Below are 13,303 nucleotides of genomic sequence, written 5' to 3'. Positions count from 1 at the left end.
AAAGAAAAGGGGAGTTGCACACATGCCGGTAGGCTTGCTGTATTCAATTGGGTTCATAATCGCTCTTGTTCTAGCCATTGCGATGACGCCGCTTGTTAAGAAATTTGCTTTCAAAGTAGGCGCAATAGACAAACCAAATCACCGCAAGGTACACACGCGCATTATGCCGCGTCTTGGCGGTCTAGCTATTTATATTGCATTCGTTGGCGCATTCTTTATTTTATCGCCATTTATACCAGACGGCTTGCTCCGTCCGCAGGATTCCAATATGATCAACGCGCTGCTAGTCGGCGGTACGATGATTATTATTTTAGGTGCTTTCGATGACCGCTTCGAGCTTTCAGCTAAAGTGAAGCTGCTCGGTCAAATCGCGGCGGCATGCGTAGTCGTTTTCGTTTTCGACGTAAAGATCGACTTGCTGAACATTCCGTTCGGCGAAACGATGCAGCCAATTGCTGGATGGATCAGCATTCCACTTACGATTCTCTGGATCGTCGGTGTAACGAATGCAATTAATTTGATCGACGGCTTGGACGGGCTTGCTGCCGGCGTGTCAGGCATCGCGATTGCAACGATTGTTGTGATGGCATCACTGATGGGCTTCCAACCAGTTATCTTACTGAGTACATTGCTGCTGGGCGGAATTGTCGGCTTTCTCGTTTTCAACTTTCATCCCGCAAAAATATTTATGGGCGACTCGGGCTCGCTGTTTCTCGGCTTCAGTCTAGCAACGCTTTCGATGCTTGGCTTCAAGCAGGTAACGATGGTATCGTTTGTAACACCGCTGCTCATTATCGGCGTTCCGCTTTCGGATACCTTCTTCGCAATCGTTCGCCGCTGGGTAAACAAGAAACCGATATTTGCACCAGACAAAGGGCATTTGCACCATCGTCTGCGCGACCTTGGCTTCAGCCACCGTCGTACCGTACTTATCATTTGGGGAGTAGCTGCTATATTCGGCGGACTCGCAATCGTGCAATCGGCTGTCGTACAGTCGAGTGCGGCGAACTGGATCACTTTTGCCGTCATATGTATGCTAATGTTTTTCTTGCAGATCGGAGCAGAAATAACCGGTATCGTGGACAAAACACGCAGGCCGCTTATTAATTTCCTAGCTCGAATGAGACTTAGACTCAAGCTGGATGCTGAATCCCGTTCCAAATAAATAAGAGCTCTGAATCCTTTAACGGAATCAGGGCTCTTTTTTTGTTGAAAATCGACCAAATAGCTAAAAATTTGGGAGCCAAAAGCCGATAACAACTGTACAGAACTTTTCTGCGGTCAGATCTCTTAACTGCAATTGCATCAAAGCTGACTAAAGAGGAAAAGGGAGGAAGATTTATTCAAAGGTAAGCCGCATAGTCGTCAGGCCATCTATCATTCAAATACCCATGCTCGTCATATACATAAAGGAGGAACATTGTTTTGAAAAGATTACTATCATTAGCGCTAACGCTGGCACTGTTGATTACATTGTTGCCGCCGCTTGGAGCTTCACAAACGGTAACAGCTGCAACAGGAAGCTTCAGCTTTCCGACGGAAAAGGAACTATCTACGGAAGCAAGAGTCACAACCGATCCGCGTTTTACATTGAATGGATCAATCACTGGTGTAGATCCTACTTCGGTTTCTTACAGTATTGTTCAAGTTATTAATAACAAGGGCACTGCTGACCCTACAGATGACGATCTTGGCTCTAAACGTGAGAACATAACGAGCAATATTTATATTAGCGGATTTAATATTCAGGTATATAACGTAGAATTATTTCCTGGCTTGAACCGCATTACGTTCAGAGGTATTCAAGGCGGCGGCGAAGTGACAAGCTCGATCTATATTGAGTATCACAACGGGCCTGTATTTTACGATTTAGTTGCCCAATTAGACGGTAACAAATTTGCAATTGAAGAAGTTGGAACAACGGTTGTACATTCAACGACTTCCGCTGGCAGACAATCCGCTGATATCAGTATTACTGGTTTCGCTCCAAATGCGCAGCAAGTAACGGTGGATGTGAACGGGAGCAGCAAAACCTATTCGGTTAACAGCTCCAACAATTATCAGTTTGCCGCTTCTCCGATTACGGTGAACAAAGGAAAAAACTTGGTTACTATTAAAGTAAAAAACGCGAATCAGACAGTTGAGACAACACGCGAGATCGCCTTTTATAACGGACAAGTGACCTTTTTAGATGTGAATCTTAATGGTAAAAATGGTGCGGTTAATACGGCGGAGCCTTTAGAGTACAATCCAAACCTACTAGTTACGGATTTGAATTCAGCAAGTGTCACAGGAAGAATTATCGTGCCTAACTTCTTAAAGGACGATGACGGTGACGGTAAGCTTGATCCTCATCCAGATCCAACGAAGAGCATACCTATCGAATATACGATTACGCAAAATGGAGACAGTTCTTTTAAATTGACACAACCAGCAGGTGCTACTGCTACACCAGCACCATTAGGTACTTATACGGGTCAGGAAGCATTCTTTATTTATAATTTCACTCGACCAATCGGTACGGATCATACGGGTAAGCTGGATTATAATAAGGTCTATAATATTCAATTAACAGCAAAAAACGCAAAAACAGAATCGCTTGGCCAAAATGGCAGTGAAGGTACTGGGCTAATGAGTTTCTCGCTTCGCAATGGAGCGGCTCAGTTCATCGACAATATTAATTATTTAAATGGTTATAAAACAGGGACAGGTGAATCACTCACAGGTACTCCGCTTGAAGGAGCTAATATCTATAGTGTTCCTTTCGCGATGGAAGTGTTGGTTGGTAATGCTGATGTATCGAAGACGGCTAATCTAGTTTCAGTTACAGGGATCAAAAATGTTTCCAATGCAGCTGCACCGAGCAGCTACGATTTCGATGACGTAAGCAACATCAAAAATGTATCGAGTGATTTGATCAATAAATTTGTAAACATTAATGGAAAAGTATATAAGCGTGAAATTCTTGTATTTCACAAACTCCCGTTTGAAGGTACTCAAACGGTAACGCTTAAAGTTGGCGGCGTGACGAAAGATGTTAAGTTTACAATGCTCTTCGGACCTTATGTAAGCTATACAAGTGTATTTGACAACATGACTGTATATGATGACACGAACAAGCTGCAATCTGAACGAATCACAGCGGCTATTTCAGGCGCTTTGAGTGACTTTAAAGGTATTATGAATAATATTAATAATACTTCTGAGGTTCGTTACACTTTTCAAGCAAATGAAGCTCAAACAGTATTTTTCTATGTGAATAACACGCCGATTCAGCTGCAGCAGCAAGCGGGCAAACCTGTAACTAATTTTGAAATTGTTCCAGGCCAAAGGACAAATGCATTCAATGCATTGTTTAGTGGCGAGAATGAGATAAAATTCGTATTCCAAGGAAGTAAAAACTCTTATGAGAAAAAGATCAAATTATATTTGATTCCAACAAACCTGCCGGTTATACCAGTAGAAGGAACAAGTATCTATCCTTACAGCAGCAAATATACGGAACCAGTTCCGAATGATCCAAACTTCGTGAAGCGCGGCGCAATTTTCACGACTAACGAAGCAAACATGAATATTTTTGGTACGTTCGATTTTATCGATTTGATAGCTACTGGCAGCACGAACACGGATATTTTGGCTAATATCCAAGCTAATATTAAATTGATGAAAGATAGTACAGAACTTACAGATCCAGATAAATACATTTTGAAGATTGAGAGCAGCTCACTTAAAACGCCAATTCGTTGGAATTTGAGCAATGAGTTAGTCATTATGAAGGGCGCAACAGTTCTAGGTAAAGTTAATGAAAGTACTACCAATAATATTGCTAACCTAGCTGTACGTTATGATATAGACACCAAGACGTTCTCGTTTGTATTAAACTCGCAGGCTCTAAATCCTGACGGCAGTTCGAGTGTGTATACTTTCACTGCATACAACAATGGAGAGACTGGTCCTAAAGCTTCTTATCGACTTGAAGTGGATCCAACCTCGCTTCCTTATACGATTTTGCGTCCGATTTTGCCAAACAAAGCGATCGTGAACCAAAATTTCATTGAGGTTATTATTGATGCACCAGGTGCAAGCTCTGTTACCATCAACAAGCAAATTGCTGAGAAAATTGATTATGATTCGGATAATAATCCAGCAACTATTGAAGAGCTTTATAAAAACACCTATCGTGTCTATGTAAATAAGCTGAAAGTCGGTAAAAACAAAATTGACTTTATTATTTCAAGTGCAAATGACAAGGTGCAAAGCAGCATTGAGATAACGTATGCTCCAACGAATATTCCGGGTGCTCAATTCATGGAGCCGATGGATAGCAGTCACAAAATCTTTGATGGAGCGCTTTCGTTAAAATTCGAAAAGGGTACAACGTTGATCCGTACAGATTTTAACGTACCTGCAAATTTAAAGAACCAAGTATTTAGTGGTCATAATTTATTGTTTGCAATTGCCAATCCAGAGGATGGGGTTGTTGATCGCCGTGAATTAGAAGCGTGGCCGCCGAATTTTAATATTATTATGGAAAGCTTCGGGACAAGATTCAGATTGTCTTACCCGACAAGGTTTACAAAGGCAAGCCCTGTTTACTGGATTGATGCAGGTTTGGCAGATGATCCTGCTACGGGTGCATACGATCCTTTGAAAATGGGTGTAGACCCTTATCAATTCCCGAACGCTAAGGGCACGGGCGGAACAAAGATTCCTACTTATGATGATCGCCCTGACAATCGCGAGTTGGTAACTTCTAAGACGGGAACCTTGACGCTTGGCTTCGATCCGAACATGAAGGACAGCATTGGAACGATTATCACAGTCTATCGTTATGATGTTAAAGCAAAGTATTGGGAAAATATTGGCGGTAAAGTAGATGTGAAGAAAAACACAATTACGGTTCCGTTCAATAAATTTGGTTATTATGTAGTTGGTAAAATGGTTTATTCCTATACAGATATGACGTCACATCCGTATGCTAGAAACTTCCTTGAAGCGATTTATGCCAAAGGAATTATGAATGCAGCTGGGTTTGATGATTTTGGTTCCAATATTTATATTTCTCGCGGTGAATTTGCAAGAATGATGGTTAAGGCGCTAGATATTCCGCTAAACTATGAGCTTAGCAAGCCGCATTTTGATGATGTACCGGCTATCGTTAATCCAGATGCATTATGGGATTATAGATATGTAGAGACAGCAGCGAGAGAAGGTATCATACGAGGCACGGGTCCACGTACGTTCCAGCCGAGCGCTGCTCTGACTAGGGAAGAGGCATCTGTTATTATTGCAAGAGCACTGGACATGAAACTAGCTACTGATTCCTCGAAGATCGATAAAGATCTTGAGAAAACATTTAAAGATGCTGGCAACGTCAATTTCTACGCGAAAAGTTCTGTACTTGCTATTGCAAAGAAAAAATATATTCTCGGATCTCCTGTAGATCCAAGCAATCCAAAAGGTGGTTCAGTGTTTGAACCGCGTTCGAATTTGTTGCGCTCTGATGCTGCAATTATCGTAGCTCGAATTTTGGCGGATTTAGGTAAGCTTCCTAAGATCGGTTAAAAGTATAAGTTAGAAAAATCTGGTCGCAGGATTTTTTCTGCGGCCAGTTTTTTTACGGCATTAAAGCATTTGCCTCGAGAGAGAAACTTTATCCATGGAAAATGTTTAGCATCGACGAGCTCTATGAAAACAAGCTATACTAACAAAGCAGGGAGTAGATTACAGTTAGATGTACATAATTAAGAAAAAACGGAAAAAGAAAAAACTTTTAAAGTTTTTTTAAGAACATCGCAACTTTTCATTGTCACGTGCGTTTAAATACATGACGTTGTAACAAACACATGATTTGATGCGCGAGACCTACTCATGCTGGAAACAAATTGGAATGAATTCTCAACTTCCTCTTTACGGTACGACCTGCCCATTGTATAATGTTAAAGTGGTGCCGTGACTCTAGCAATGTTCTCGCATTTTTTACAAGTTTCTACGACATGATTTTACAAATGGGTTTATCATGATTGTAGACATCATTTATATCAAATCTGTGCTCAACTCTGGAAAGGGGGTGAATCGGCTATGAGGGAAAAGAGCAATTCACTATTTAAACAAAACTCTCAACAACCGCACGTATTTAGAGGAGGAGAAATAAAGGTTATGAAGAAAAAAATAGCAGCATTTGTGCTAGCTACTGCGCTAGTACTACCATTATCCGTTCCAGCTTTTGCAGCAACACCATCTGATGTTGTTGGCAAACCGGTACAATCAGCAGTTGAAGAACTAACTGCACTAGGAATCATTTCAGGTTATGAAGATGGTACATTTAAACCAGAAAACACAATTACTCGCGCTGAACTTGCGAAAGTAATCGTTATCGGTTCCGGTAACGAAGGCGCAGCTAAATTGATGGAATCTGTTAAACCTACGTTTAAAGATGTTAAAGCAAACGTGTGGTACACAGGCTACATCAACGCAGCTGCAACTAAAGGTTTCATCTTGGGTGATGCTGGTACTAAAAACTTCCGTCCAAGCGATGCAGTTAAGTTTGAAGAAGTTGTAGCAGTATTGGTTCGTTCCCTTGGTTACCAAGAGAAAAAGTTGTCAGGCGTATGGCCTTATAACTACCTATTGAAAGCACAAGACCTTGGCTTGTTCGACAACGTTGATCTTAATGTTGGCGCAAAAGCACTTCGTGGTGTTGTAGCTCAACTTACTTCTAACACTCTTAACGCTAAATTGGTTTCGTACAACGTTGATGGTAACGAAGTACTTTCCAACAGCACATTGATTTCGAAACTTGGTAACTCTTCTTCAGCTGAGCTTCTTGCAGCTTCTGTAGTTGACGGCAAAGTTAAACTTCGCTGGACTCAGAAAAACACTGCAGGTAACGACGAGTTGAAAACTGATACTATCGCTACTGCTTCTAACTTCATCGTTACTGGCGGTAAATCACTAGTTGATTTGCTTGGTCACAACGTAACAGTTGTTAAAGGTAAAGATGGTAAAGTTCTTGCAATTACTGACGCACAAGACACTGCTGCTACATTGACTGGTACTTTGGAAGCTGGCCAAACTGCTGGTTCCGTTAAAATCAAAGTAGGATCAGAAGTTAAAACAAAAGCTACTGTTGCTAGCACAGTTTACTTCGTAAACGGTGAAGAAACAGCACTTTCAACTGCAAGCACAGGCGACACTGTAACATTGTACTTGGTTAACGATCAAGTTCGCGTTGCAACTGCTGAAAAATGGTCAATCAAAGATGCTCTTGTAACTTCGGTTGAAGAGAAAAATGCTTACCGTGATGCTCGTGTTAACACGAACCAAACTAGCGCATTCATCAATGATACTACATCTGTAACTATCGACGGTAAAGTAGCTAAAGTTGCTGACCTGAAAAAAGATGATGTAATCAGCGCTGTTACTAAATCCGGTAACGTTGCTATTAAAGTTAATGTAGTTCGCAACACAGCTACAGGTAAACTTGAATCTGTAGGTAGCTCAAATGGTACTGCTAAATACACTGTTGCTGGTAAAGTGTATGAAAAAGCAGACAAAGCTGCAAATGATAACATTGTTACATTGATCGCTGCAAACATTGGTAAAGAGTTTACTCTTCTACTAAGTGCAGACGGTAAAATCGTAAAAGCATCTGCTCCAGAAGCGGCGGTTAACAAACCTTTCGTAGTTATTCTTGAAGCTAAAAAAGCTCAACAACTTGAAAATGAAGAGTTTGTTGAGAAAACAAAAGTAACTTACTTCGATGTTAAAGCTAACAAAAACGAAGTGAAATACACTGATGTTTCTCTTTACACAGCATTTAAAGCACTTGAGTCACAGTTGGTTGAATTGGTATTCACTGATACTAAACTAACTGGCGTTACAGCTAAAACAAATGTAAAAGACGCTGGATACAATGTTTCTAAAGTGTCTGCTACAGAAATCGTTCTTGATACAGCATTAAATGAAACTACAAAATACATCATTAATGCTAACACTGTTGTAATTGATGCTACTAAGCTTGGTGCAACTGATCTTGCTGATCGTAAATTGGCTGTAGGTACACTAGCACAAGTAACAAAAGCTGATAAAGCTTATGTAAATGCTACTGGTGCAACTGCTAACTACATCATCTTGAAAACTGATACAGATGCAAATGCAGAAACAGGTCCAGCAATCTACGGCTTGTTCGTATCAGCTAACAAAACAGCTACTTCAGCAACTGCTTCTACTTACACTGTTTCATTAAACGTAGGTGGTCAAACTGTTACAACTGAAGTTGTTGGTTCAGCATTCTTCACTGACATTGAGAAAACTCCTAAAAACACTATCATCAAATTGACAGATATTGAAGGCACAAGCAAATTGTATGATACTGTAAGTGTTGTTGGAACTTCATTGACTTCAATTTCAATTGCTGCTAACCAAAATGAAAACACATTTGGTAGCAACAACGGTAACTACATCATTACTCCTAACACTGTTGTATACGTAGTATCTGCAGATGGTAACACTATCTACACTGGTAACTACACAGATGTTAAAGAGCAAAATGGTACTATTGCAAGCAGCACAACTGTTGCTAGCGTAACTGTAGCTACTACTGGTAGCGTTTATGATGTAGATCATAAAGAAGCTGCTGTAATCGTAGTAAAAAGAAAATAGTAATCATGTTCGCATGATGGAAGAAGGCTGAGAGCTCGTCTCTCAGCCTTTTTTTTGTTCATACATCGTTCACAATAAAAGGTTATATTTTAATGAGGATATATTCATTATTCTAGCGAAAGGAGAATATGAAGGAATTTAATTTTATGCGAAACTTATTGGCAAAAGTTTGCGTCTAGATATGTATACCAAAAGATACGGAGTGAAATGAAAATGCAGAAGAGTTTTAAAAGAATGTCTATGCTATTATCGTTCTTTCTTGCATTAGTGGTACTGGTAAGCGCTGTACCTGTACCAAAGCCGGTTGAAGCTGCAACGGCTTCCAATGTTTTTAAGAAGGTAAGTATTACAAAATCATCCTATATTCAATTAACAGATGCAAATTTAATTCCAAGTGCAACCGGAGCAACTGCGAGCTTTACTTTTACCATTTATAATGGCGACAGCAGCGCAATTAACTTGGTCGATTATTGGGCCCGATTAAAGACAACGGGAGGAACAAAATATACGTTGACCTTACTTGAAGCCGACAAAAAAAAGAAGGCTTTACCAAAAACAACAACAACTTTAACTTATTATAGTGAAGTTGGATCAAAAGTTACATTGGATCAACTCGTTGTAAATATTATAAAATTTGATTTTAGCGTTTCTGGATATGAAAAAACGATTGGGCAGTATACTTTTCCAAAAGGATACTCTAACTTTGTTAAAGCAGGTGGCTATCAGGGTGTGCTAGTTAATAACTCTTTAGTCAACTTGCGCATTGATCAAATTAATATAACAAAGTCTGCAAAAAACTATAATGTAAATTTGACTTATGTAGCACGAAATACAGGGAAATTCGGTGTACCATTACCGCAATATAACTATTATGCCCAAACGCCTAAAGGCTTATATAAGCTGGCTTTAAGAAATAAAACAGATGAAACACTGACATTAGAACCATCCGTGCTTAATGCGGTTCAGCTAACAGGATCCATCCCTTTGTCTGTTGCGACAACTGGCTGGAAGCTTATAGTTACTAATAATGTTGGCGTTGAAACAAATAAAGTTGAAATACCGGTTGTCGTGTTTGATATTCCATTCAAAGTAACTACAACAACGTCTACTTCAACCAAAACAACATTTACGAATGATGATGGTACATATGAGGTGGAATTAAATGCCGTACAGAGATTTCCTTGGAATAACGATGACAATATCATTGCTGATTTAATTGTGAGAAACAATGGATCTGTGTATTTACCATTACCTGAATTATCAGGTTTGCTCCTTGTTGATGACAATATTAAGCTAAATGGCAAAGCGATTAAGAAAGTCGGCGACATTGGATTAGCCCCAGGCGCATTTACAACGATTAGTTATGTTGGATCGATTCCGTACAACTATTCATGGAAGAAGTTTAAACTGAAACTATCACAAAAAACGGGAGAAACAGTTACGGAAATTGGAGAGCTTACAAAATCAACGATCGTACCCGTTAAGCAAGTAGATTTAGGTTCTGTATTTGTTCAGCAAAATAATGGGGCCCCGTATAATGCTCTTGTTACTGATGTTAAAACATATAGTGGAGACAAAGCGGATATGTTCGCTGTATTCGTTGAGTTGACAAATAAACAAAAAAGAATTGGATCTCTTCCATTACTGGCAGGGTACTTTAAAACTACAGATGGAAATCTTTATGAAGCCAAATTCACGAAAGCAACGAACACGATTAAATCAGAAAGTAAAGATCAGCTCATCGTATGGACAGAATTACCGCAAAATGTAGATCGCTCAGGTATTCAGCTTTTAATGGGTGAAGCATTTGACGATAATGGTTTATTGCAAGGAACTGCAACCGCAAAGGGATTCTTGCGAGCGGCGCAATTTACTTTGCCAGAAGAAAAGTCAGCTAGCAGCAGCTTTACGGGGTTGAAGGTTGGACCATATACCGTAGATATGAATTTCTTTAATGTATGGATGAACGGTACGAGAATGGATATCAAGGTTGGAGGTAATGTACAAAAGGATGTTAATTTTGATGGATACACACAATCACAATTGGTATTTGAAATTGAACATGAGGAAACAAAACAGGTTCTTATTTCACAAGTGATAGATCTTGAAGGAAAAGCTGAAAAAAGCGTGAAGTGGAAAGTTGGAGCGAATTACAGTGATCCTGATAAAGAAATGGGAGACACATTGCTTTGGGAGAATTACCAATTGAATATCTATGAGACTTTTAACGGCAATAGAAAGAAATTAGCAACTATGCCTATTTCATTCTCATCATCAATTAACTGGCTAGACGGTAAGCACTAAACTTATAAAAAAACTGGTTTCTCCTACTTAAATCTAGTATCTTTATAGGAGATGAGAGATAGAGAGGAGACTTCCAAAAGTGAAGAAAAAGGTAATACGCGGTTTAGTTGCAGTTGTTTTAGTAGGAGCAGGTGTGTGGGTCGGCGTAAACTTTGCATCACCGCTTGAAGCGGAATCAAATGCGCTGACTCCGGGCTCTGTAGAAGACCCTGTTGTCACTAAAAGCTATGTGGATGAACAACTCGCCAAGTTAGGCGGAGGCACTCCTGGAGGCGGTACGACGACGCCTGTCGCGGACACCGCGCTGGAAGTTGTCACAGTGCCAGCTGGCAAGACGCTAATGGCTGGCCAAGGCACAGAGGTCATTGTACGTGTAGGCAAGGCAATTGCCTATAGCTCTGACGCAAGCGGTATAGCTGATCTAACTGGCGGCACGGATTTAACTAAAGGGAAAGCTGTTCCAACCAACCATTTATTGCTTTTCCCACGTGAGGGCCGCGGCATATTGCCAGATCCTAATCAAAAGAATGGCTTGACGGTATTGGTTAAAGGGAAATACAGCTTGCAATAATATGGATGGATGTTCAACATTTTACCCGAAATGACAATAGATTATACGCTTCAAAGAAGATGAAAGGATGCACAATACAATTGTGTTCCTACATTCTTTGGAGGTGTCATTTATGAGTCGTTCGAATAAAGTAGTAGTACCGACAAGTAAAGCAGCATTAAATCAACTGAAATATGAAATTGCTGCAGAATTTGGTTTAACCTCAGGCGGCTATGCAAGCGAAGGAGCGGACACTGAATTTGCTGGCGAACTAGGGGCATCCTCTGGTTCCGGAGGCCACAGCGTACACTGGTCAGCCTTATCGACGAGGCAAGCTGGTTCAGTGGGCGGAGAGATCACCAAAAGGCTGATAGCTCAAGCAGAATCAGTGCTTAGCGGTTATCAATAATTATTGGAAATTCCGGCGTCCATTGACACAAAGCGACATTTTCGGTATCATACTGTTTTAGAAGAGTTGTAAAACAACCTTTTCCTACGGGAAAAGGTTCATTTTTTGTGTAGAATGTCCGCACTTATTAATATTAAGGTTGTAGGAGGTTGATACGGATGTCGGTTAAAGGACGCCATTTGTTTACATCAGAATCAGTTACTGAAGGCCACCCGGATAAGATTTGTGATCAAATATCCGATGCTGTCTTAGATGCATTTCTAGAAGCAGATCCATACGCGCGTGTAGCTTGTGAGGTTTCTGTAGCAACAGGTCTTGTACTTGTTATTGGTGAAATTAGCAGCCGTGCTGATTTTATTGATATTTCTTCAATTGCACGCCGTACGATTAAAGAAATCGGTTATACTCGTGCCAAATACGGCTTTGACTCCAGCACATGCGCAGTATTGACTTCGCTCAATGAGCAGTCAGCTGACATTGCGCAAGGCGTTAACGCTGCGCTTGAAACTCGTGATGGCAAAGATATGAAGCAAGAAAACGAAGATATCGGTGCAGGCGACCAAGGTCTAATGTTTGGTTTTGCTACAAACGAAACACCTGAGCTTATGCCGCTTCCAATTGCGCTATCTCACCGTATCGCTCGCCGCTTGTCGGAAGTACGTAAAAACGAGACGCTTGCTTACCTTCGTCCAGATGGTAAAACGCAAGTTACAATTGAATATGCAGACGGTAAACCTGTTCGCGTAGATACTATTGTCGTTTCTACACAGCATGCGGAAGAAATCACGCTTGAGCAAATCCAACAAGATATTCTTGAGCATGTTATTAAGCCGGTTGTTCCAGTGGAATGGCTTGATGCTGATACAAAATACTTCATTAACCCAACTGGCCGCTTCGTAATTGGCGGACCTCAAGGTGATGCTGGTCTAACTGGCCGTAAAATTATCGTTGACACGTATGGCGGCTACGCTCGTCATGGCGGCGGCGCATTCTCCGGCAAGGATCCTACAAAAGTTGACCGTTCAGCAGCTTATGCTGCCCGTTATGTAGCTAAGAACATCGTAGCTGCAGGACTTGCAGACAAATGCGAAATCCAACTGGCTTACGCAATTGGTGTTGCTCAACCGGTATCAATTAACGTAGATACGTATGGAACAGGCAAAATTGGTGAAGATAAACTTGTTGATATCATCACTAGCAACTTTGACCTTCGTCCTGCAGGCATTATCAAAATGCTTGATCTACGTCGCCCAATTTACAGACAAACAGCTGCATACGGTCACTTCGGCCGTACAGACGTTGATCTTCCTTGGGAACGCGTTGACAAAGCGGAGAAGCTTAAAGCAGACGCTGGCGTTCAAAGCGGAGTTTAAGAT

The 13,303-nt window shown here is 40.8% G+C and carries 7 protein-coding genes; all 7 read left to right on the top strand.

Annotated elements, in window-relative coordinates:
• Window positions 1-22: 22 nt before the first annotated feature.
• The gene (locus AC0VYE_RS31965; RefSeq protein WP_054025418.1) at window positions 23-1,165 is read left to right on the top strand and encodes a glycosyltransferase family 4 protein; all 1,143 of its coding nucleotides are present in this window, start codon (window positions 23-25) and stop codon (window positions 1,163-1,165) included.
• Window positions 1,166-1,425: 260 nt separating this feature from the next.
• A complete protein-coding gene (locus AC0VYE_RS31960; RefSeq protein ID WP_475444816.1) occupies window positions 1,426-5,565 on the top strand; it encodes an S-layer homology domain-containing protein in 4,140 nt (1,379 codons plus the stop codon).
• A gap of 516 nt (window positions 5,566-6,081) precedes the next feature.
• Window positions 6,082-8,664, top strand: coding sequence for an S-layer homology domain-containing protein (locus AC0VYE_RS31955; RefSeq protein WP_475444814.1), 2,583 nt, complete (start codon window positions 6,082-6,084; stop codon window positions 8,662-8,664).
• A 213-nt stretch (window positions 8,665-8,877) separates the two neighbouring features.
• Window positions 8,878-10,968 carry a hypothetical protein gene (locus AC0VYE_RS31950; RefSeq protein WP_475444812.1) on the top strand — a complete coding sequence of 697 codons (2,091 nt, stop codon included), beginning with the start codon at window positions 8,878-8,880 and terminating at the stop codon, window positions 10,966-10,968.
• Window positions 10,969-11,047: 79 nt separating this feature from the next.
• Entirely contained in the window at window positions 11,048-11,539 is a 492-nt protein-coding gene (locus AC0VYE_RS31945) for a hypothetical protein (protein WP_076266210.1), read from the top strand.
• A gap of 112 nt (window positions 11,540-11,651) precedes the next feature.
• Complete coding sequence (locus AC0VYE_RS31940; protein ID WP_475444810.1) at window positions 11,652-11,927, top strand: small, acid-soluble spore protein, alpha/beta type; 276 nt, start codon at window positions 11,652-11,654, stop codon at window positions 11,925-11,927.
• 158 nt (window positions 11,928-12,085) lie between these two features.
• On the top strand, window positions 12,086-13,300 hold the full coding sequence (gene metK, locus AC0VYE_RS31935; protein WP_076266208.1) for a methionine adenosyltransferase: 1,215 nt from the start codon (window positions 12,086-12,088) through the stop codon (window positions 13,298-13,300).
• Window positions 13,301-13,303: the final 3 nt, after the last annotated feature.

This window comes from Pristimantibacillus sp. Z349TD_6, assembly GCF_056173205.1.
This window is presented reverse-complemented; position numbering and strand designations above follow the sequence as displayed.

What these genes read in the sequence shown, in the direction of transcription:
- AC0VYE_RS31965 (WP_054025418.1), top strand. Translation starts at nt 23, where the DNA reads ATGCCGGTAGGCTTGCTGTATTCAATTGGGTTCATAATCGCTCTTGTT.
- AC0VYE_RS31955 (WP_475444814.1), top strand. Translation starts at nt 6,082, where the DNA reads ATGAGGGAAAAGAGCAATTCACTATTTAAACAAAACTCTCAACAACCG.
- AC0VYE_RS31950 (WP_475444812.1), top strand. Translation starts at nt 8,878, where the DNA reads ATGCAGAAGAGTTTTAAAAGAATGTCTATGCTATTATCGTTCTTTCTT.
- AC0VYE_RS31940 (WP_475444810.1), top strand. Translation starts at nt 11,652, where the DNA reads ATGAGTCGTTCGAATAAAGTAGTAGTACCGACAAGTAAAGCAGCATTA.
- metK (WP_076266208.1), top strand. Translation starts at nt 12,086, where the DNA reads ATGTCGGTTAAAGGACGCCATTTGTTTACATCAGAATCAGTTACTGAA.